Annotated in this window: 19 protein-coding genes and 1 pseudogene; 7 read left to right on the top strand and 13 right to left on the bottom strand. The window is 57.9% G+C overall.

Features of this window, described 5'->3' with window-relative positions; genetic code table 11:
- Positions 1–61 precede the first annotated feature (61 nt).
- The 3 genes from E1573_RS00495 to E1573_RS00485 all read left to right on the top strand — a co-directional run bounded on the left by E1573_RS00495 (position 62) and on the right by E1573_RS00485 (position 1542).
- A complete protein-coding gene (locus E1573_RS00495; RefSeq protein WP_026001179.1) occupies positions 62–655 on the top strand; it encodes a phosphoheptose isomerase in 594 nt (197 codons plus the stop codon).
- Positions 652–1230, top strand: a complete 579-nt coding sequence (locus E1573_RS00490; RefSeq protein WP_133209533.1) for a BON domain-containing protein — start codon at positions 652–654, stop codon at positions 1228–1230. The genes E1573_RS00495 and E1573_RS00490 overlap by 4 nt, the downstream gene beginning before the upstream one ends.
- Positions 1231–1323: 93 nt before the next feature.
- Positions 1324–1542, top strand: a complete 219-nt coding sequence (locus E1573_RS00485; RefSeq protein ID WP_133209531.1) for a YgdI/YgdR family lipoprotein — start codon at positions 1324–1326, stop codon at positions 1540–1542.
- Positions 1543–1586: 44 nt separating this feature from the next.
- Here the strand turns inward: E1573_RS00485 and E1573_RS00480 are convergent, their stop codons facing one another.
- The 7 genes from E1573_RS00480 to rplM form a co-directional block, all read right to left on the bottom strand.
- Positions 1587–2018 (bottom strand): ClpXP protease specificity-enhancing factor, encoded by a 432-nt coding sequence (locus E1573_RS00480; protein ID WP_133209529.1) that lies wholly within the window; start codon positions 2016–2018, stop codon positions 1587–1589.
- Positions 2019–2035: 17 nt separating this feature from the next.
- Positions 2036–2653: a glutathione S-transferase N-terminal domain-containing protein gene (locus E1573_RS00475; RefSeq protein ID WP_133209527.1), complete on the bottom strand. Its 618-nt coding sequence runs from the start codon at positions 2651–2653 to the stop codon at positions 2036–2038.
- A gap of 118 nt (positions 2654–2771) precedes the next feature.
- Positions 2772–3554, bottom strand: a complete 783-nt coding sequence (locus tag E1573_RS00470) for a cytochrome c1 (protein WP_133209525.1) — start codon at positions 3552–3554, stop codon at positions 2772–2774.
- Positions 3554–4765, bottom strand: a complete 1212-nt coding sequence (locus tag E1573_RS00465) for a cytochrome bc complex cytochrome b subunit (RefSeq protein ID WP_133209523.1) — start codon at positions 4763–4765, stop codon at positions 3554–3556. Before E1573_RS00465 ends, E1573_RS00470 begins: the two co-directional genes overlap by 1 nt.
- Positions 4765–5358, bottom strand: a complete 594-nt coding sequence (petA, locus tag E1573_RS00460; RefSeq protein ID WP_133209521.1) for a ubiquinol-cytochrome c reductase iron-sulfur subunit — start codon at positions 5356–5358, stop codon at positions 4765–4767. Before petA ends, E1573_RS00465 begins: the two co-directional genes overlap by 1 nt.
- A gap of 263 nt (positions 5359–5621) precedes the next feature.
- Positions 5622–6014, bottom strand: coding sequence for a 30S ribosomal protein S9 (gene rpsI, locus E1573_RS00455; RefSeq protein ID WP_036996798.1), 393 nt, complete (start codon positions 6012–6014; stop codon positions 5622–5624).
- A gap of 14 nt (positions 6015–6028) precedes the next feature.
- Entirely contained in the window at positions 6029–6457 is a 429-nt protein-coding gene (gene rplM, locus E1573_RS00450; RefSeq protein ID WP_038607182.1) for a 50S ribosomal protein L13, read from the bottom strand.
- A 248-nt stretch (positions 6458–6705) separates the two neighbouring features.
- Between rplM and E1573_RS00445 the strand changes: the two genes are divergently transcribed.
- Positions 6706–7746: an NADP(H)-dependent aldo-keto reductase gene (locus E1573_RS00445; RefSeq protein WP_133209519.1), complete on the top strand. Its 1041-nt coding sequence runs from the start codon at positions 6706–6708 to the stop codon at positions 7744–7746.
- 321 nt (positions 7747–8067) lie between these two features.
- Positions 8068–8916 (top strand): GlxA family transcriptional regulator, encoded by an 849-nt coding sequence (locus E1573_RS00440; RefSeq protein WP_177494553.1) that lies wholly within the window; start codon positions 8068–8070, stop codon positions 8914–8916.
- A gap of 69 nt (positions 8917–8985) precedes the next feature.
- Here the strand turns inward: E1573_RS00440 and zapE are convergent, their stop codons facing one another.
- The 3 genes and pseudogenes from zapE to E1573_RS00425 all read right to left on the bottom strand — a co-directional run.
- The gene (gene zapE, locus E1573_RS00435; RefSeq protein ID WP_133209517.1) at positions 8986–10080 is read right to left on the bottom strand and encodes a cell division protein ZapE; all 1095 of its coding nucleotides are present in this window, start codon (positions 10078–10080) and stop codon (positions 8986–8988) included.
- An 82-nt stretch (positions 10081–10162) separates the two neighbouring features.
- Positions 10163–11512: a tryptophan--tRNA ligase gene (locus E1573_RS00430; protein ID WP_133209515.1), complete on the bottom strand. Its 1350-nt coding sequence runs from the start codon at positions 11510–11512 to the stop codon at positions 10163–10165.
- A 24-nt stretch (positions 11513–11536) separates the two neighbouring features.
- Positions 11537–12184, bottom strand: a pseudogene (locus E1573_RS00425) (alpha/beta hydrolase); the annotation flags it as partial.
- 129 nt (positions 12185–12313) lie between these two features.
- Here E1573_RS00425 and E1573_RS00420 point away from each other — a divergent pair.
- Positions 12314–12751 (top strand): YhcB family protein, encoded by a 438-nt coding sequence (locus tag E1573_RS00420; protein WP_133209511.1) that lies wholly within the window; start codon positions 12314–12316, stop codon positions 12749–12751.
- A gap of 120 nt (positions 12752–12871) precedes the next feature.
- Here E1573_RS00420 and mdeB read toward each other — a convergent pair whose 3' ends face one another.
- Together mdeB and E1573_RS00410 are read right to left on the bottom strand one after the other, a co-directional pair.
- Positions 12872–15571 (bottom strand): alpha-ketoglutarate dehydrogenase, encoded by a 2700-nt coding sequence (gene mdeB / locus E1573_RS00415; RefSeq protein WP_133209509.1) that lies wholly within the window; start codon positions 15569–15571, stop codon positions 12872–12874.
- A 38-nt stretch (positions 15572–15609) separates the two neighbouring features.
- On the bottom strand, positions 15610–16806 hold the full coding sequence (locus tag E1573_RS00410; RefSeq protein ID WP_133209507.1) for a methionine gamma-lyase: 1197 nt from the start codon (positions 16804–16806) through the stop codon (positions 15610–15612).
- 127 nt (positions 16807–16933) lie between these two features.
- On the opposite strand from E1573_RS00410, the gene E1573_RS00405 reads away from it, so the two are divergent.
- On the top strand, positions 16934–17413 hold the full coding sequence (locus E1573_RS00405; RefSeq protein ID WP_133209505.1) for an Lrp/AsnC family transcriptional regulator: 480 nt from the start codon (positions 16934–16936) through the stop codon (positions 17411–17413).
- A 304-nt stretch (positions 17414–17717) separates the two neighbouring features.
- On the opposite strand, the gene E1573_RS00400 is transcribed toward E1573_RS00405, so the two are convergent.
- Complete coding sequence (locus tag E1573_RS00400; RefSeq protein WP_133209503.1) at positions 17718–18209, bottom strand: hypothetical protein; 492 nt, start codon at positions 18207–18209, stop codon at positions 17718–17720.
- Positions 18210–18313 lie beyond the last annotated feature (104 nt).

The raw sequence follows: 18313 nt of genomic DNA, 5'->3' as shown, positions 1-18313 counted from the left end.
CGGGACCTTTTCTGTACACTCCCGACACGCCCGACCAGCCGCCCTACTTAAGGTCTCACTGATGGACATGCAATCCCGAATTCGCCAGCTTTTTCAAGCCAGCATCAACACCAAGCAACAGGCGATGGAAGTCCTTGCACCACACATCGAGCAAGCCAGTCAGGTCATGGTCAACGCGCTGCTCAACGAGGGCAAAATGCTTGCTTGCGGCAACGGCGGCTCGGCCGGCGATGCCCAGCACTTCTCCTCCGAACTGCTCAACCGCTTTGAACGCGAGCGCCCAAGCTTGCCGGCCATCGCGCTGACCACCGACAGTTCGACCATCACCTCGATTGCCAACGACTACAGCTACAACGAAATCTTTTCCAAGCAGATTCGCGCCCTGGGCCAACCGGGTGACGTATTGCTGGCCATTTCGACCAGCGGTAACTCAGCGAACATCATTCAAGCGATCCAGGCCGCACATGATCGCGAAATGATTGTCGTAGCTTTGACCGGACGCGACGGCGGCGGCATGGCTTCGCTGCTACTGCCAGAAGACGTCGAGATTCGCGTTCCGGCCAACGTCACCGCACGTATCCAGGAAGTCCACCTGCTGGCGATCCACTGCCTTTGCGATTTGATCGACAGCCAATTGTTCGGGAGTGAAGAATGACCCCTAAGCACATCGGCCTGATGGCCCTGACCCTGTGCCTGAGCCTAACCGGCTGCAGCTCGGTTCTCACCGCCACCCGCGACACGCCGATTGAAGATGATCGGGGCACCCGCACCTTCGGTAGCAAGATCGACGACTCACTGATCGAAACCAAGGTGTCGGTCAACGTTGCCAAAGCCAGCCCTGACCTGGACAAAAACTCGCACATTGTCGTCAGCAGCTTCAACGGCATCGTCCTGCTCGCCGGGCAAACCCCGCGCGCTGACCTCAAGAGCCTGGCCGAACAAGCCGCGACTCAGGTTCAGCGGGTGAAAAAGGTGCATAACGAACTGCAGGTACTGCCGCCCTCCTCGATCCTGGCGCGCAACAACGACGCCTGGCTGACCACCAAGATCAAGACCCAGATGCTGACCGACGCTAACATTCCCGCCTCGCGCATCAAGGTGATCACCGAGAACGGCATCGTTTACATGCTGGGCCTGCTGACACAACAGGAAGCGGCTCGCGCCACCAGCCTGGTGCAGGGCGTGTCGGGCGTGCAGAAGATCGTCAAGCTGTTCGAATACATTGACTAATCCACCCTCGCGGGGCAAGCCCGCTCCCACAGGCATCATCAATCCTGTGGGAGCGGGCTTGCCCCGCGATCATTTACCTCCAAGGAAGTACCAATGAAAAATGGCCTCCTGTCGACCCTTCTGATCGGCGCTTTCGCCGCTCTGGCCGGCTGCTCCACCCCGAGCCTGATTACGCTCAACGACGGCCGCGAGTTCCAGGCAGTCGACGCACCACGCTACGAGCGCAGTTCCGGTTTCTACGAGTTCGAACAACTCGATGGCAAAGTAACCCGTGTCAACAAAGACCAGGTTCGCACCATCACCGACCTGTAATCAGGGCGAATAAAAAAGGCGATCCCTGGGGATCGCCTTTTTTTTTACTTCACAACCTTCAGGCTCGGGCGCCCGCTTGGGCGCGGCGGCTGCCCACCGGCTGGCGGACCATCATCATCCGGCTCAACACTCTCGTCCTCTTCATACTCGTCCTCTTCCAGCACCGGAGGCTCAAGCTCGAAGACCATGCCCTGGCCATTCTCACGGGCATAAATACCGAGAATTGCACCCGCCGGCACGAACAAGGTATGAGCGACGCCACCAAAGCGCCCCTCGAAGCTCACCGCCTCGTTATCCATGTGCAGATGACGCACAGCACTGGGCGAAATATTCAGGACAATCTGGCCATCGCTGGCAAAGCCCTGAGGCACCTGGACCGCCGGGTACTCGGCATTGACCAACATGTGGGGGGTGCAGTCGTTATCGACGATCCACTCATAGAGTGCACGTACCAAATAAGGGCGACTGGAGTTCATCGACAGCTCCTTAAAACCTAGCGCATTTCACGTTCAGCAGCGGACAGGCTTGCCTGGAAAGCCTCGCGGGCAAACTGTCGCTCCATATAATCGAGCAACGGTTTGGCCGGCCGCGGCAGTTCAATTCCCAACACCGGCAAACGCCAGAGTATGGGCAGTAGACAACAATCGACCAGACTTTGCTCCTCACTGAGGAAACAAGGCTTGTCAGCGAACAACGGCGACACCCCAGTCAGGCTTTCGCGCAACTCTTTGCGCGCCTGAGCGCGTGCGGTGTCTTTCGTCCGCGGGTCGAGAATCAAATCAACCAGCGCACACCAATCGCGCTGGATGCGATGCATCAGCAGACGACTGTTCGCCCGGGCCACCGGATACACCGGCAGCAGTGGCGGATGCGGGTAACGCTCGTCGAGGTACTCCATCACTACAGTCGACTCATACAAAGCCAGATCGCGGTCAACCAGGGTCGGCACGCCACCATAGGGGTTCACTTCGACCAGCTTGGGCGGCAAGCGACCGGGATCGACATTGATGATCTCGCAGCTGACACCCTTCTCGGCGAGAACGATGCGCACCCGATGAGAATAATGGTCAGCGGGGTCGGAGTAGCAGGCTAACCGGTTGGTCACGCCCATAGTGGTCCTCTCCTCGCAGATGAAATTATAAAGCTACAAATGCAAACGCGCCCTGCAGGCACCTCCGTTATCCAGAGGTGCCCCAGGGCGCGTTCAACTACCAGAAACTACTGCGTGATCAGTGCACGTCCTTCCAGTATTCGCGCTTGAGCAAGTAGGCGAATACGAAGAAGAAGGCCAGGTACAGCAGCACGTAGGTGCCGATACGCTGACTTTCCAGTTTGACCGGGTTGGCCGAGTAAGCCAGGAAGGTCACCAGATTCTTGACCTTCTCGTCGAACTGCTCTTCGGTCAGAGTACCGGATTTCGGCTCTACGGTCAGCTGGTCGCACGCTTCATGTGTCAAAGGCGAACCGGTCAGTGGGTCAAATTGCTTCTTGCCATCGACCACCGTCTGCACCTGTTTGCAACCGATGACCTGGTTACCTTGCAGGCCAACCAGCACGTTAGGCATACCGACGTTCGGGAACACCTTGTTGTTCACCCCGTACGGACGCGACTTGTCTTCATAGAAGCTGCGCAGGTAGGTGTACAGCCAATCGGTGCCACGCACACGCGCAACCAGGGTCAGGTCTGGCGGCGCCGCACCGAACCAGGTCTTGGCGTCTTCAGGCTTCATGCCGATCTTCATGTGGTCACCGATTTTGGCACCGGTGAACACCAGCTTCTCAAGCATCAGCTCATGAGGAATGCCCAGGTCATCAGCAACCCGCTCGTAACGCTGGAACTTGGCGCTATGGCAGCCCATGCAATAGTTGGCAAAGGTGCGCGCACCGTCTTGCATGGCGGCCTTGTCGGTGAGGTCGATATCGACCTTGTCCAGAACCGGGCCGTGCTCGGAGGCGGCAAAGGTCAGTGTTGGCATCAATGCCAGGATCATTACTGCAAATAGCTTTTTCATCAGCCAGTCACCCTTTCCGGAACCGGTTTGGTCTTCTCAAGCCTGGTGTAGAACGGCATCAGAATGAAGTAGGCGAAATACAGGAAGGTGCATACCTGCGACAGCAACGTACGGCCCGGGGTTGGTGCCAGTACGCCCAGCACACCGAGGATCACGAACGAGATGCAGAACACCAGCAGCCAGATTTTGCTCATCCAACCTTTGTAGCGCATGGATTTGACCGGGCTGCGGTCGAGCCACGGCAGGACGAACAGCACGGCAATCGCAGCGCCCATGGCGATAACACCCAGGAGCTTGTCCGGAACGGCCCGCAGGATCGCGTAGAACGGCGTGAAGTACCAGACCGGCGCGATGTGCTCAGGGGTCTTGAAGGCGTTAGCCTGCTCGAAGTTCGGTTTTTCCAGGAAGTAACCGCCCATTTCCGGGAAGAAGAACACCACGGCACAGAACACGAAGAGGAACACGACTACGCCGACGATGTCTTTCACGGTGTAGTAAGGGTGGAAGGCGATACCATCGAGCGGTACACCATTCTCGTCCTTGAGCTTCTTGATATCGACGCCGTCAGGGTTGTTCGAGCCTACTTCGTGCAGCGCCAGAATGTGCAGCACCACCAGACCGAGGATCACGATCGGCAGAGCGACGACGTGCAGGGCGAAGAAGCGGTTCAGGGTAATACCGGAGATCAGGTAGTCACCGCGGATCCACTGAGTCAGGTCGTCGCCGATCACCGGAATCGCGCCGAACAGCGAGATAATTACCTGGGCACCCCAGTACGACATCTGGCCCCATGGCAGCAGGTAGCCCATGAACGCTTCGGCCATCAGCGCCAGGTAGATCAGCATGCCGAACACCCAGACCAGTTCACGAGGCTTCTGGTACGAGCCGTACAGCAGACCACGGAACATGTGCAGGTACACGACGATGAAGAACGCCGACGCACCGGTGGAGTGCAGATAGCGCAGGATCCAGCCGTACTCGACGTCACGCATGATGTATTCGACCGAGGCAAATGCCTCTTCGGCCGACGGCGTGAAGCTCATGGTCAGCCAGACACCGGTAACGATCTGGTTAACCAGCACCAGCAGTGCCAGGGAGCCGAAAAAGTAGAAGAAGTTGAAGTTCTTCGGTGCGTAATACTTGCTGAGATGGTCTTCCCACATCTTGGTCGCGGGGAAGCGGGCGTCAACCCAATCCATGAACTTACTCATCACGCGTTCTCCTGATCGACGCCGACGACAATGATGTCGTCCGACTCATAAGAGTGCGGCGGCACTGGCAGATTGAGCGGCGCCGGTTGGGCCTTGTAGACGCGACCCGCCAGATCGTAGTGGGAACCGTGGCATGGGCAGAAGTAACCGCCGACCCACTTGGGACCCAAATCGACTGGAGCAACTTCAGGACGGAAAGTTGGCGAACAACCCAAGTGGGTGCACAGACCAACCAGTACCAGGATTTCCGGCTTGATCGCACGGTTTTCCGGGTTGACGTAAGTCGGTTGAACCGATGCCTTGGATTCAGGGTCGGAGAGGTCACCGGTGATTTTCTTGAGGTTGCCAAGAATCTCTTCGGTGCGACGGACGATGAAGACCGGCTGGCCACGCCATTCAGCAATCATCTGCTGACCTGGCTCCACCTTGGCAATATTGACCTTCACCGGTGCACCTGCGGCTTTCGCCTTGGCACTGGGGAACCATGACCCCACGAACGGGACCGCAGCCCCCACCGCTCCTGCAGCACCCACCACGGATGTGGCTGCTACGAGGAAGCGACGCCGGCCTGCATTGACGCCGTCATTGCTCATTCAGTCCTCTCCCATCAGCTTTATGGCCTGTTACAACAGGCATCTACTAAGTAATTTCTGAACTGCTAAAAATTTGCCGCATGGTAATGAAAAGACCCTTCTCTGACAAGGTGATTAGCCTGCGCCCAAGCCGCAATCCCTTGTAGCTCTTGACTTGCGTCTATGCGGCAAGTTGTCACAGTAAAGACCAACTTACTTATTCAAGACATAAAAAAAGCCCGGTTCCACCAGGAACCGGGCTTTTTTTGAACGCCGAAGCGAAATTAACGCTTGGAGTACTGAGGACGCTTACGCGCTTTACGCAGACCCACTTTCTTACGCTCAACTTCACGAGCGTCACGGGTAACGTAACCAGCACGACGCAGAGCGCCACGCAGAGTTTCGTCGTAGTCCATCAGTGCACGGGTGATACCGTGACGGATTGCACCAGCCTGGCCGCTGACACCACCACCGATAACGGTGACGTAGATGTCGAACTTCTCGGTGGTCTCGGTCAGTTCCAGCGGCTGGCGAACTACCATGCGCGCGGTTTCACGACCGAAGAACACGTCCAGAGAACGGTTGTTGATGGAGATGTTACCGGTACCTGGACGCAGGAAAACGCGAGCGGTTGCGGTCTTGCGACGGCCAGTGCCGTAATTTTGAGTCGCCGACATAATGAACTATTCCGTTAAATCTTCAGTTCTTGGGGCTGCTGAGCAGTATGAGGGTGAGTAGCGCCCGCATAGACTTTCAGCTTACGGTACATGTCGCGACCCAGTGGGTTTTTAGGCAGCATGCCTTTAACCGCGGTCTCGATCACGCGCTCTGGGGCCTTGGCGATCAACTTCTCGAAGTTGATTTCCTTGATACCGCCCGGGAAGCCGGAGTGGGAGTAGTACATCTTGTCCGAAGTCTTGGCACCAGTGACACGGATCTGCTCAGCGTTGATTACGACGATGTAGTCGCCGGTGTCAACGTGAGGGGTGTACTCTGGCTTGTGCTTGCCACGCAGACGGCTAGCGATTTCGGTAGCCAGACGACCCAGGGTCTGACCAGCGGCGTCAACTACGAACCAGTCGCGCTTTACTGTTTCCGGTTTAGCAGTAAAAGTTTTCATTCTTTATAGCCTCAGGGGCCGCCCAGCGAAAATAAGACGGCAGATCTTACTGGATAGTGCGTACCTTGACAATACAAGGACACAGCCGCACACGGACGCTATCGGGGGCTCGGGTCAGCGCGTCCAATATTCGGCAGGGTTCTTCTATGTGCGGGGCATCACTTCCACACACGGAGAGGGGCCGAATTATCCAGATTGCGAAAAAAATTTCAACCTGCTTTTATGCTTCTTTTGCCAGGGAGAAGCCGATGGACTACCGCCAGCTGGGCCGCACCGACCTCAATGTCAGCGCACTGTGCCTGGGTACCATGACCTGGGGCGAACAGAATGAAGAGGCCGAGGCCTTCAGCCAGATCGAACGGGCCAAAGCCGCAGGCATCAACTTTATCGACACCGCCGAGATGTACCCGGTGCCACCTCGCCCGGAAACCTACGCCGCTACCGAGCGCATCATCGGCAACTGGTTCAAACGCTATGGCGATCGTGCCGACTGGATTCTGGCCAGCAAAGTAGCCGGCCCGGGCAATGGCATCAGCCATATCCGTGATGGCCAGCTCAAGCACAACCGCCAGCACATCGTTGCCGCCCTGGACGACAGCCTCAAGCGCCTGCAGACCGACTGGATCGACCTCTACCAACTGCACTGGCCCGAACGCAGCACCAACTTCTTCGGCAAGCTGGGTTACCAGCACCTGCCCCAAGACCACTTCACTCCGCTGGAAGAAACCCTGGAAGTGCTCGATGAGCAGGTCAAGGCGGGCAAAATTCGCCATATCGGCCTGTCCAACGAAACCCCGTGGGGCACCATGAAATTCCTGCAACTGGCCGAGAGCCGTGGCTGGAGCCGCGCAGTTTCGATCCAGAACCCCTACAACCTGCTTAACCGCAGTTTCGAAGTCGGTCTGGCGGAAATCGCGATTCGCGAACAATGCGGGCTGCTGGCGTACTCGCCTCTGGCATTCGGCATGCTCTCGGGCAAATACGAGAACGGCGCTCGCCCCGCCAACGGCCGCCTGACCCTGTTCAGCCGTTTCTCACGCTACTCCAACCCGCAAACCGTGGCGGCCTGCAGCCGCTATGTGCAACTGGCTCGCGAGCACGGCCTGGACCCTGCGCAAATGGCCCTTGCCTTTGTCACCCGCCAACCCTTCGTGACCAGCAACATCATCGGCGCTACCACCCTCGAGCAACTGGACAGCAACCTGGCCAGCTTCAGCCTCAAGCTCTCTGACGAGCTGCTCACAGGCATCGAAGCCATCCATCAGGACCAGCCCAACCCCGCGCCTTAAAACAGCCAAACCGGTAGGAGCGGGCTTGCCCCGCGACCTGGGTGTGTCAGTCACATCACCTCGCGGGGCAAGCCCGCTCCTACCGGATGGAGGCAAAGCCTAGACACAACGGCCAAAAAATAAGACGATCCAGCCGGTGATTGACCACTCTCCCCTATAAGAACAACGAAAATGATGTTTACCCAACCCTCCGCGTCCTTGCGGCGCGTCAGCATCCTGGCCATCGATAACGTCTTTGCTTCAACGGTGACGCAGGCCAAAGACTTCTTCCACCTCGCCAGCCTGCGTTATGGCAAGCAGTTGGGCCTGGGTTTAAAGCCGATGTTCGAAACTCGCCTGGTCAGCCCGGACGGCCAACCTGTGCGCAGTTTCAGTGATGTCGTGCTGCCGGTGGACAGCGGCCTGGAAGAGGCCGATGTAATCATCCTGCCGGCCTTCTGGGACGATTTCGACGCCCTCTGCCAACGCTACCCTCAAGTGCTGCCTTGGCTACGCGAGCAGCACGCACGCGGTGCCGTGCTTTGTGGTGAGGCCAGCGGTGTGTTCTGGCTGGCTGAATCCGGCCTGCTCGACGGCAAGGAGGCCACCACTTACTGGCGCTTCTTCAACCAGTTCAGCGAGCGCTTCCCCAAGGTCAACCTGAACCAGGACAAGCACCTGACCGACGCCAACAACCTCTACTGCGCGGGTGGCACCACCTCGGCCTGCGACCTGTACATTTACCTGATCGAGCGTTTCTGCGGTGCCAATGTTGCCCAAGCGGTGGCCCGTGACATCCTCTATGAAGTGCAGCGTAATTACACGCCGGGGCGTATGGGCTTTGGTGGCCAGAAACTGCACCAGGACCTGACCATCCTGCAGATCCAGCAGTGGCTCGAAGAACACTTTGCCGACAAATTCCGCTTCGAAGACGTTGCCCGCGAGCACGGCATGAGCATTCGTAACTTCATGCGCCGCTTCCAGACCGCGACCGGCGACAAGCCCCTGCACTACCTGCAACGGCTACGGATCGAAACAGCCAAGGGGTTGTTGTCCGGCACGCGCAAGAGCATCAAAACCATCAGTTACGAGGTCGGTTACGACGATGCCAGCTTCTTTGCGCGCCTGTTCAGGCAGCACACGGAACTGTCGCCGAATCAGTATCGGCAGCAGTTCATGCAGGAGGCCTGAAGGCCTTTTCGCGGGGCAAGCCCGCTCCCACAGAGCATCTCGGTGGGAGCGGGCTTGCCCCGCGATGAATCAGGGCTTGTGCGCCCGCGCGAGGAATTCGTGCGACTGCATTTCCAGCAAACGGCTGAGCGTACGCTGGAATTCGAAGGTCAGGCGACCGCCGGTGTACAGGTCTTTGAGTTCAACTTCAGCCGAGATGATCAACTTGACGTTGCGATCATAGAACTCGTCGACCATGTTGATGAAACGGCGGGCGATGTCATCGGTGGCCACACCCATTTGCTCAACGTCGCTGAGCAGCACGGCATGGAAGATCTTGCCCAGCTCAATGTAGTCGTTCTGGCTACGCGGGCCGTCACACAGCTCGCGGAAGTCGAACCAGGCGACGTCATCACAAGTGCGCAGCGCACGAATCTCACGGTTTTCAACGATCAGCACGTCGTTTTCCACCGCCTGGGTGCACTCTGGGGTCAGCGCGCGGAAGCTCTTGCGCAAGCTTTCGTGCGCGGCTTCGTCCAGCGGGAAGTGGAACAACTCAGCCTGTTCAAGGTGACGCAGGCGATAGTCGACGCCGCTGTCGACGTTGACGATATCGGTGTTCTGCTTGATCAGGGCAATAGCCGGCAGGAAGCGTGCGCGCTGCAATCCGTCTTTGTACAGGCCGTCTGGCACGATGTTGGAGGTCGCCACCAGGGTTACGCCGTTCTTGAACAGCTCTTCCATCAGGGTGCCGAGGATCATCGCGTCGGTAATATCGGAGACGAAGAACTCGTCGAAGCAGATTACCCGCGCTTCTTCGGAAAAACGCTTGGCGATGACCGTCAGCGGGTTTTTCTCGCCTTTGAGCGTCTTCATTTCGTCATGCACACGCTTCATGAAGCGGTGGAAGTGAGTGCGCATCTTCTGCTTGAACGGCAGCGCTTCGAAGAAGGTATCGACCAGGTAGGTTTTACCGCGGCCTACCCCACCCCAGAAATACAAGCCCTTGACCGGAGCCTGGTCCTTCTTGCCGAACAACTTGCCGAACACGCCTGGCTTGTTGTTCTGCGCCGCGATCAGATCGTCGTACAGGCGCTGCAGATGACGCACCGCTGTTTCCTGCGCCGCGTCATGGAAGAATTCGGGACGTTTCAGATCTGCTTGATATCGTTCTAGGGGCGTCATAATTCGTTAGCAAGGTAACAAAAGCGGGCCGTCACTGTAGCGACGGCCCCGGATAATGGCAATCAGACTTGCGTCTGGCCGTTCAGTCCTGTTGTGGCTGCAAGGCAGCACGCAGGCTTTCGATCGCCGCATCGCGTGCAGCCTCGTCGGCCAGTTGCGGGCCTTCGGCAACGCATTCACCTTCCAGCCACAGGCTGAAGCCCAGACCTTCGGTACGCACATCCAGCTCACCGCCCTGCTGCAATTGCTTGCTCACCGCACCCGCGGTTTTACCGTCGGCGAAATTGCGCGACAACAGCAACTGCTCGCCATCAGCCGCCAGCAGGCGGAAACGGAAGCTACCGTCGTCTTCACGGAAGCTGACGAAGCGTGCAGCCTTGGCCGCTTTCTTCTTGACCTGGGCAGTGCCCTGCTCAATGTTGCGGAACGAACGCAGGCCTACGGCCTCACGCAGCTCCTGAAGGAATGGCGTAGCCACCTTGCGGGCTTTTTCGGCGCCAGCCAGCAAGATGTCTTCCAGGTCGCCCGGGCGGCTGATCAATTGGTGATAGCGCTCGCGCGGCTCACTCAGCTGACCGTCGAGCAGTTGGAACAAGCGCTGCTTGGCTTCACCCCAACCCAGCCCCTGCAACAGTTCGCTGCGGAATTCGTCAGCCTGTGCCGGCGTGGCAAATGCCTGGAACAAGGTAAACAGGTGCGCGTTGTCCGGATCTTTGGCTTCACCCGGGGCGCGCGAGTCGGTGACGATCCGCGAGATGGCGTCTTTCATGTCCTTGGCGCTGCTGAACAACGGAATGGTGTTGTCGTAGCTTTTGGACATTTTGCGGCCATCCAGGCCCGGCAGGGTTGCCACACTTTCTTCGATCAGCGCCTCTGGCATGGCAAAGAATTCCTTGCCCTGGCCAAACAGGTGGTTGAAGCGCTGACCGATGTCACGCGCCATTTCAACGTGCTGGATCTGGTCGCGACCTACCGGCACCTTGTTGGCGTTGAACATCAGGATGTCGGCAGCCATCAGTACCGGATAGCTGTACAGGCCCATGCTGATACCAGCATCCGGGTCTTCACCGTTCTCCAGGTTCTTGTCTACCGAGGCCTTGTAGGCGTGAGCACGGTTGAGCAGGCCCTTGGCGGCGACGCAGGTCAACAGCCATGTCAGCTCAGGGATTTCCGGAATGTCGGACTGGCGATAGAAGGTCACGCGTTCCGGGTCCAGGCCACCGGCCAGCCAGGTCGCAGCAATTTCCAGACGCGAACGCTGAATGCGCTGCGGGTCATCGCATTTGATCAAGGCGTGGTAGTCGGCCAGGAAGTAGAACGAGTCGACACCCGGCTCACGGCTGGCGAGGATCGCCGGGCGGATGGCACCGGCGTAGTTGCCCAGGTGAGGCGTGCCCGTGGTGGTGATACCGGTAAGGATGCGCGTAGTCATGGGTAATCGCTTATCAGGCTTTTATCAGTTCGAAAGGCGCGGCAGCACCAGTTCCTTCAGGTCGGTGAGCTTGCCGTGGAAAAAGTGTCCGCATTCTGCCACTTTCAGCAGCTCATGGGGGCGCGTGAGTGCGTCAGACCAGTCGTAGACGAGCTGTGGATCGATCACTTCGTCGGTTTCTGGCTGAATAACGCTCAGGGCACAGTTCAGTGGCAGCGCATCATGATCCTTCAAACGCATCACCGCAGGGGCAACCATGAACAGTTGTTTAAGCGACGTTTTGCCAGCCGCTTCCAGGCGCCCGCCCAGGCTTGCCGCGACAAAACCACCGAAGGAAAAGCCCATCAGGGTCAGTGGCAGGTCCGGATGCTTTTCCAGCAACCAGGCGGCAACGGCCTCGGCATCGTCCACTTCACCGCTGCCCATGTCATGGCTGCCAGCACTGGCGCCGACGCCACGGTAATTGAATCGCAAGGTAATGTAACCAGCATCGCGGGCCGTGCGCTGAAGCATCGACACCACTTTGTTGGTCATGGTGCCGCCCTGCACCGGGTTGGGGTGACACAGCAACACCACACCGCGCGGTTCGGCGGCATCAAGGTACAAGGCTTCCAGTTGGCCGACCGGGCCATCGATGAATACAGGGGTTTCGCGGATAAGCAAAGGTAAACTCCGTGACCTCGGAAAGGGTCGACTCGTCTAGCTGAATGATTCTGTCTGAGATATTTGCGATCGTTCGCGGTATACAGCGCAGGTCCGAGCCGTTAACGTAAAGCAAAGCCGTTTATAGAGGAAGGACTCGTGGAACTCTCGCTCTTAGTTTGGTTGTTGCCGACCCTGGCCCTCGTCGTGGGCGTCGTCGTTGGTTTCCTGGTCGCCCGCTTGCTGCCCAATGCCGCGCCGAGCAGCACTCAGCGGCAGTTGGATGATATTCAGGAACGTTTCGACAGCTACCAGAATGAGGTGGTTACTCACTTCAACAGTACGGCTGCGCTGGTCAAGAAGCTGACCCAAAGTTACCAGGAAGTTCAGGACCACCTGGCCGACGGTGCCAACCGCCTGGCCCTGGACGAACTGACCCGCCAGCGTCTGCTGGCCTCGCTGCACTCGGAAGCCACCCAGGCCCCGCGTGATCGCCTGACCCCACCCCGGGACGCTGAAGTACCGCGTGACTACGCGCCGAAAGCACCGAACGCGCCGGGTATGCTGGATGAGCACTACGGGCTCAAGCGTAACTGACAAAAAAGCCCCGCCAATCGGCGGGGCTTTTTATTACAAAGCTGTTAGATCCTTGTGGGAGCGGGCTTGCCCCGCGATGCAATGTGCCTGAATAATCGCGATCGCGGGGCAAGCCCGCTCCTACCGGTACCAAGGCGCAGATTCTGCGCTGTGACCATAGCGTGCCAGTGCCTGATCCAGCACCTGTCGCTCCACCTCTCCCTGCGTCACCAAGCTGTGCAGACTGGCTAGCACGATACTGAAGCGGTCGACCTCAAAAAACCTACGCAATTGCTGGCGCGTATCACTGCGGCCAAACCCATCAGTGCCCAGGGTGACATACGGCGCCTGCACGTATTCGGCAATCAACTGCGGCCAGGCCCGTACATAGTCACTGGCCGCGATCACAGGATCACAACCGCCCAGGCAACGCTGGACATGACTGACTACCCCGGTGTCAGGCCCCAGACGGTCAGCCCGCTGGATATCTCGTGCCTCTCGCGCCAGTTCACTGAAACTGGTGACACTGAACACCTCACTGTCGATCTGCCATTCGTCTTTGAGCAGTTCGCTGGCAGCAATCACTTCGCGCAAAATCGCGCCGGAGCCCAGCAAGCGTACGCGCCCCTTGGCGGCCTCGACGCGTTGTTCAACATAACGGTACATGCCGCACAAAACCTCTTCGTGCACCTGCGCTGGCAGGGAAGGTTGTGGATAGTTTTCATTCATCACGGCCACATAATGAAACTCGTCGCATTGCTCGGTCAGCATGCGCCGCGCCGCGTGCTCGAGAATCACCGCCAGCTCGCCAGCAAAGCACGGCTCCCAGGCCCGGCAATTGGGCACCATCGCTGCCATCACCAGGCTTGAACCGTCCTGATGCTGCAAGCCTTCGCCACCCAAGGTCGTGCGACCGGCAGTAGCGCCCAGCAACAAGCCTCGGGCGCGCTGGTCTGCCGCCGCCCAGATCAGGTCGCCGACGCGCTGGAATCCGAACATCGAGTAATAGATGTACACCGGCAACATCGGCTCGCCATGCACGGCATAGGACGTTGCCGCCGCCACCCAGGAAGAAATGGCCCCGGCTTCGGTGATCCCCTCCTCCAGCAACTGACCGTCGCGGGCCTCCTTGTAGGACAGCAGCGAACCGGCATCCTCAGGTTCGTAACACTGCCCTTGAGGCGAGTAGATACCGATCTGGCGAAACAGGCTGGCCATACCAAAGGTCCTCGCCTCGTCGGCAACGATCGGCACCACGCGCGGCCCCAGTTCCGGCGCCTTGAGCCAGGCACTGAGCATCCGCACTGCAGCCATTGTGGTCGACATTTCCTTGCCTTCTGCCTGCAAGGCAAAGCCCCCCATGGTTTCCAGTGCAGGCACTGGCACCGGATGCACCTCGCTGCGCCGAGCCGGCAACGGGCCACCGAGCGCAGCGCGTCGTTCACGTAAATAGCGCAGCTCGGCACTGTCTTGGGCCGGGCGATAGAACTGCAGTTGCTCCACCTGACTGTCGCTGAGCGGCAAATGAAAGCGGTCACGAAAAGCCAGCAAGGCCTCGACATCCAGCTTCTTGGCCTGGTGCGCAGTCATCCTCGATTCACCAGCCGCGCTCATGCCGTAACCTTTCTTGGTCTTGGCCAGGATCACGCTCGGGCGCCCCTTGCAGGCCTTGGCTGCGGCAAAAGCGGCGTACAGTTTGCGAAAGTCGTGACCACCACGCTTAAGCGCGTTGATCTCGGCAGAACTCATGTGCTCAACCAGCTTTTGCAGGGCCGGCTGCTGATTGAAAAAGTGCTCAAGGTTGTAGGCACCATCCTTGGCGCCGAGATTCTGGAACTGGCCATCCGGTGTCGCTGCCAATTGGCGTAACAGCACATGCTCTCGATCACGGGCAAACAGCGCGTCCCACTCCGAGCCCCAAAGCACCTTGATCACATTCCACCCCGCGCCGCTGAAAAGGGCTTCGAGCTCCTGAATGATCTGGCCGTTGCCCCGTACAGGGCCGTCAAGGCGCTGCAGGTTGCAGTTGACCACGAAGGTGAGGTTATCCAGTTGCTCACGTGCCGCCAGGGTCAGGCCGGCGATGGACTCAGGCTCATCCATTTCACCATCGCCAAATACACCCCAGACATGCCGTGCGCCGGTGTCCAGCAACTGGCGGTGGTGCAGGTAGCGCATGAACCGCGCCTGATAAATCGCATTGAGCGGGCCAATGCCCATGGAGCCGGTAGGGAACTGCCAGAAGTCGGGCATCAGCCAAGGGTGTGGATAAGAGCACAGACCTGCGCCAGCGACTTCCTGACGGTAACTGGCCAACTGTGCTTCGCTCAGGCGCCCTTCAAGAAACGCCCGGGCGTAAATGCCAGGTGCCGAGTGCGGTTGAAAAAACACCAGATCCGCAGTGCGTGGCCCGGTACCGGACTCACCACGGAAAAAGTGCTGAAAACCGACTTCGAAGATTTCCGCCGCCGAGGCATAACTGGCGATATGCCCACCCAAGTCGCCATAAGCATGATTAGCCCGCACCACCATCGCCAGGGCATTCCAGCGCAACAGGCTGGTGATCCTCTCCTCCAGTTCCAGATCCCCCGGATAAGCCCCCTGCTGCTCCACCGTTAAGGTATTACGGTACGCCGAATAGGCCTGGGTTCCACGCTCCAGCCCCAACTCGCGGGCGTGCGCTTCCAACTGCTCCAGCAGAAAGCGCGCACGTTCCGGACCGCAGTGCTGCAGGGTTGAATCCAGCGCGTCCAGCCACTCCGCCGTTTCATTAGGATCGCTGTCGGCCTGAGGGGCGTCGCCCAGACTGCGCGGCGTACCATCACCTGACACAAGGCTCATCATTGCCACCATTGCATTGGACCTCATCCGTGACGGTCTCAGGCACAGGCCTTCAGGGCCTGTTCGATATCGGCTAGCAGGTCTTCTATATCCTCAAGGCCTACTGACAAGCGCACCAGTCCTTCGGAAATGCCGTACTGGGCACGTTCCTCCGGGGTATAGCTGGAGTGGGTCATGCTGGCCGGGTGCTGGGCCAGGGACTCAGCGTCCCCGAGACTGACGGCGCGACTGAACAGTTGCAGCGCATTCATGAAGCGTCGGCCGGCGCTGATCCCACCTTTGAGCTCAAAGGCGATCATGCCGCCGGGCAAGCGCATCTGTTGCTGGGCCAATGGGTACTGCGGAAAACCGGGTAGACCGGGGTAGTTGATCAGTTCTACTGCCGGGTGTTGCTGTAGGTACTCTGCGATGGTCTGGGCGTTGCTGCAATGGCGGTCCATGCGCAAGTTCAGGGTCTTCATGCCACGCATGAGCAAAGCGGCATCCTGTGGAGACATCACCGCGCCGGTCATATCCTTCAGGCCTTCAAGGCGGATGCGATCCACCAGCGCCTTGCGTCCGACCACCAGGCCTGCGGTGATATCGCCATGACCGCTGAGGTACTTGGTCGCCGAATGCACCACCAGATCCGCCCCCAGCTCCAGCGGCCGTTGCAGGTACGGTGTGCAGTAGGTGTTGTCGACTACCACGGTGATACCACGGCTACGCGCAAGGGCTGCCACTGCTGCGATGTCCGCCATGTGCATGTTCGGGTTGGCTGGCGTTTCGAAGTAGATCACCTTGGTTTGTGCACTGATCGCCGATTCCAGCGCCTGCAGGTCGGACATGTCCACATGCCGGACCTTGACCCCGAACTCTCCGATACCATGGTGCAGGAACGCAAAAGTGCAGCCATACAACGTGCGCCCCACCAACACCTCATCCCCCGGCCGCAGCAGCGTCCACAAGGTAGAGGTTATTGCGCCCATTCCCGACGCCAGTGCCAATCCGGCCTCACCGCCTTCCAGCGAGGCGATGCGTGTCTCCAGCAGGGCCAGAGTGGGGTTGGAAATTCTCGTATAGAAGTGCCCGCCCTGCTCACCGGCAAAGCAGGCTGCGCCGTATTCAACCGTGGGAAATGCGAAGGTAGCGGTCTGGTAGACCGGAGGCACCAGCGAGCCTTGGTGGGCCAGTGGGTCGTAGCCGTGGTGGATGGCACGGGTCGCAAAACCTGAATCCTTGGTGGAGCCGCTCATGACAACAGCCTCTTGTGGTTTGTTATAAGCTTATGCCACTGAGGTGCTGATTTTTTTCCAAATATGACCACTGCTCAGCGTGGTTATTAACAAAAAACCCATGAATTCAGGCCACGGAGGGCAAAACATGCCTACCACCCTCGACCGCACCGACCGCGCTCTGCTCGCCGCCCTGCAAGACAACGCCCGACTGACCATTTCCGAGCTGGCCGACGATGTCGCCCTGACCACTTCACCCTGCTGGCGACGGGTCAAACTGCTGGAAGAAAGCGGCTATATCACCGGCTATCAGGCCATCCTCTCGCCCAAGGCCCTGGGCTTTGGCGTGACGGCGTTTGTCAGCATCATGATGGACTCGCATTCCAAAGACATGGCGCTCGCCTTCGAACAGCGGCTGATGGAGATCCCCGAGATCGTTGCCTGTCACAATATTTCTGGGCGCTATGATTTTTTGCTGGAGATACTTGCTCGGGATCTTGAATCGTTTGGCGAATTTGCCCGCGAAGTGCTGCAGACCTTGCCTGGGGTGAAGGAGATTTACTCGAGTTTCTCGTTCAAAGCAGTGAAGGAGAAGCGGGTGATACCGGTGTCGGAGAAGCATATCTGAATAGAGACAAGGCTATTTGTACATTGCATCCGCAAGCATCCTACTCACAAGGGCTACGAAATTTTACTCCAGAACAGCTTTTCCCTACACAACAATGGGAAACATTGAAATACCCTCACCACTCGTGCCGGGAGATCATTTTACCCTCCCGACATGAGATAGTGCCCCATGAAATATCTAATAATCCTCAGCACGATGACTTTATTTGCCTGCAGCAACGGCAGGCTCACGCTAACGGAACCACTTTACGAAAAACAATTCAAGTGTGATATGGACCCGAACATGCAAATGTGCAACAGAAGCATCAATCAAACTCCCACGTATATAAAGGAAAACTAAATAGCTCCTTGTAGGGCTTTGGTTTTGGAATCCGCCCTGGGGTAAAACCTGTCCTAGCCCAACGGACAGCGCCTGATCGTTGATCGTAAATAACTAAATTCCCATCATCACGAAGCACCAGGCAGTTGTTGTACCAATAGGATTTATCAGTCGTATGTGTACTTTCAGCTATCCACAACCTACCTCTGGAAGGGTCATATAAAAACCCAGAATTACTCACCAAAAAATGTGTTTTTTCACGCATCTTTTTTCTATTAATAGTCTTGCTGAATGGCTGTTTAGAATCAGCCACCCAAACCACCTTCCCATCCTGCTCAACCACTAAATTCCCATCTGATTTCAAACGAAAATAATACCTTCCGTTTTCAGACTTCAAAAACTGACCAGGCGAGAGCATTTGATTTGGAGGCAAGAGCATCGAACCAGATCGCTGAAATTGCGTGTAATTAATTGACATCACAAACCTCATTATTCAACCAATGAGATTCAAAAATACGCTTAGCCTGCAAAATTATGCGGTAAACATATACTTCACTATCATTAAAGTTAGTTTTTCAGGAC

The organism is Pseudomonas sp. H9, from assembly GCF_004353925.1.
GTDB lineage: Bacteria > Pseudomonadota > Gammaproteobacteria > Pseudomonadales > Pseudomonadaceae > Aquipseudomonas.
Note: the sequence above shows the minus strand (reverse complement) of the source record. Positions and strands in the feature narration are given on the sequence as shown.

Excerpts from the sequence above, each read along its gene's own strand:
- rplM (WP_038607182.1), bottom strand. The coding sequence starts at position 6,457 with ATGAAAACTTTTACTGCTAAACCGGAAACAGTAAAGCGCGACTGGTTC.
- E1573_RS00490 (WP_133209533.1), top strand. The coding sequence starts at position 652 with ATGACCCCTAAGCACATCGGCCTGATGGCCCTGACCCTGTGCCTGAGC.
- E1573_RS00430 (WP_133209515.1), bottom strand. The coding sequence starts at position 11,512 with ATGACTACGCGCATCCTTACCGGTATCACCACCACGGGCACGCCTCAC.
- E1573_RS00475 (WP_133209527.1), bottom strand. The coding sequence starts at position 2,653 with ATGGGCGTGACCAACCGGTTAGCCTGCTACTCCGACCCCGCTGACCAT.
- E1573_RS00465 (WP_133209523.1), bottom strand. The coding sequence starts at position 4,765 with ATGAGTAAGTTCATGGATTGGGTTGACGCCCGCTTCCCCGCGACCAAG.
- E1573_RS00405 (WP_133209505.1), top strand. The coding sequence starts at position 16,934 with ATGCCTACCACCCTCGACCGCACCGACCGCGCTCTGCTCGCCGCCCTG.
- E1573_RS00495 (WP_026001179.1), top strand. The coding sequence starts at position 62 with ATGGACATGCAATCCCGAATTCGCCAGCTTTTTCAAGCCAGCATCAAC.
- zapE (WP_133209517.1), bottom strand. The coding sequence starts at position 10,080 with ATGACGCCCCTAGAACGATATCAAGCAGATCTGAAACGTCCCGAATTC.
- E1573_RS00410 (WP_133209507.1), bottom strand. The coding sequence starts at position 16,806 with ATGAGCGGCTCCACCAAGGATTCAGGTTTTGCGACCCGTGCCATCCAC.
- rpsI (WP_036996798.1), bottom strand. The coding sequence starts at position 6,014 with ATGTCGGCGACTCAAAATTACGGCACTGGCCGTCGCAAGACCGCAACC.
- E1573_RS00480 (WP_133209529.1), bottom strand. The coding sequence starts at position 2,018 with ATGAACTCCAGTCGCCCTTATTTGGTACGTGCACTCTATGAGTGGATC.
- E1573_RS00440 (WP_177494553.1), top strand. The coding sequence starts at position 8,068 with ATGTTCGAAACTCGCCTGGTCAGCCCGGACGGCCAACCTGTGCGCAGT.
- E1573_RS00445 (WP_133209519.1), top strand. The coding sequence starts at position 6,706 with ATGGACTACCGCCAGCTGGGCCGCACCGACCTCAATGTCAGCGCACTG.
- E1573_RS00485 (WP_133209531.1), top strand. The coding sequence starts at position 1,324 with ATGAAAAATGGCCTCCTGTCGACCCTTCTGATCGGCGCTTTCGCCGCT.
- E1573_RS00470 (WP_133209525.1), bottom strand. The coding sequence starts at position 3,554 with ATGAAAAAGCTATTTGCAGTAATGATCCTGGCATTGATGCCAACACTG.
- E1573_RS00400 (WP_133209503.1), bottom strand. The coding sequence starts at position 18,209 with ATGTCAATTAATTACACGCAATTTCAGCGATCTGGTTCGATGCTCTTG.
- mdeB (WP_133209509.1), bottom strand. The coding sequence starts at position 15,571 with ATGAGCCTTGTGTCAGGTGATGGTACGCCGCGCAGTCTGGGCGACGCC.
- petA (WP_133209521.1), bottom strand. The coding sequence starts at position 5,358 with ATGAGCAATGACGGCGTCAATGCAGGCCGGCGTCGCTTCCTCGTAGCA.